A 1550-nucleotide genomic window follows, 5' to 3' on the forward strand; every position below is an offset into this window, starting at 1 on the left:
CCGGCCGCGCCGGCCGTGCGCCGCGCGACGCCGAGCCGCTTCCCGACCGCCCGCGAGGCGCTGCACACGGTGTTCGGCTACGACGACTTCCGCGGCGATCAAGCCGCGATCGTCGAGCAGGTCATCGGCGGCGGCGACGCGGTCGTGCTCATGCCCACCGGTGGCGGCAAGAGCATCACGTACCAGGTTCCCGCGCTCGTGCGCGAGGGCACGGGCCTCGTGATCAGCCCGCTCATCGCTCTCATGCACGACCAGGTCGACGCGCTGCGCGCCAACGGCGTCAAGGCCGCGTACCTCAACTCCACGCAGTCGATCGACGAGCGCCGCGAGGTCGAGCGGGCCTACGTCGCGGGCGAGCTCGACCTGATCTACGTCGCCCCCGAGCGGCTGTCGAACGCGAACACCACGGCCCTGCTGCAGCGCGGCACCCTCAGCGTGATCGCGATCGACGAGGCGCACTGCGTGTCGCAGTGGGGCCACGACTTCCGCCCCGACTACCTCGCGCTGGGCGACCTGGGCGACCGGTTTCCCGGCGTGCCGCGCATGGCGCTCACGGCCACCGCGACCCGGGCCACGCACAAGGAGCTGACCGAGCGGCTGCACCTCGACCGCGCGCAGCACTTCGTCGCGAGCTTCGACCGCCCGAACATCCAGTACCGCATCGTCCCGAAGGTCGACCCCCGCACGCAGCTCGTGCAGTTCATCCGCTCGCAGCCCGAGGGTGCGGCGGGCATCGTGTACGCGCTGAGCCGCAAGTCGGTCGAGCAGACCGCGACCGCGCTGGCGGCGAAGGGCATCGACGCGCTGCCGTACCACGCGGGGCTGCCGGCCGAGGTGCGGGCCGCGAACCAGTCGCGCTTCCTGCGGGAGGACGGCGTGGTGATGGTGGCGACCATCGCGTTCGGCATGGGCATCGACAAGCCCGACGTGCGTTTCGTGGCGCACATCGACCTGCCCAAGTCGGTGGAGGGCTACTACCAGGAGACGGGTCGCGCGGGTCGCGACGGCGAGCCGTCGGTGGCATGGATGGCGTACGGCCTCGGCGACGTCGTGCAGCAGCGCCGGCTGATCGACCAGAGCCCCGGCGACCGCACGTTCAAGATGCGCATGGGGCAGCACCTCGACGCGATGCTCGCGCTGTGCGAGACGGTCGAGTGCCGACGGCAGAACCTGCTCGGGTACTTCGGCCAGGAGTCGCAGCCGTGCGGCAACTGCGACACGTGCCTCGACGACACCGAGACGTTCGACGGGCTGATCCCCGCGCAGAAGCTGCTGTCGACGATCGTGCGCCTCCAGCGCGAGCGCAATCAGGCGTTCGGCGCCGGGCACCTGATCGACATCCTGCGCGGCGCCTCGACCGAGCGCATCCGCCAGCAGGGGCACGACCGCCTCGCCACGTACGGCATCGGCGCCGACCTGTCCGACCAGGACTGGCGCAGCGTCGTGCGGCAGCTGCTCGCCCGCGGCATCCTCGTGGCGCAGGGCGACTACGGCACGCTCGCGCCGGGAGAGGCCGCGGCCGGGGTGCTGCGCGGCGAGACCCCGGTGCC

Annotated in this window: 1 protein-coding gene; it reads left to right on the plus strand. The window is 72.1% G+C overall.

Translation table 11 applies throughout. The features are described from left to right. Nucleotides 1–15: 15 nt before the first annotated feature. Nucleotides 16–1550 (plus strand): DNA helicase RecQ (recQ, locus tag DW299_RS07320; protein WP_205814348.1); only part of this gene is annotated, 1535 nt, incomplete at its 3' end.

This window comes from Microbacterium sp. K35 (assembly GCF_004794375.1).
Taxonomy (GTDB): domain Bacteria; phylum Actinomycetota; class Actinomycetes; order Actinomycetales; family Microbacteriaceae; genus Microbacterium; species Microbacterium sufflavum.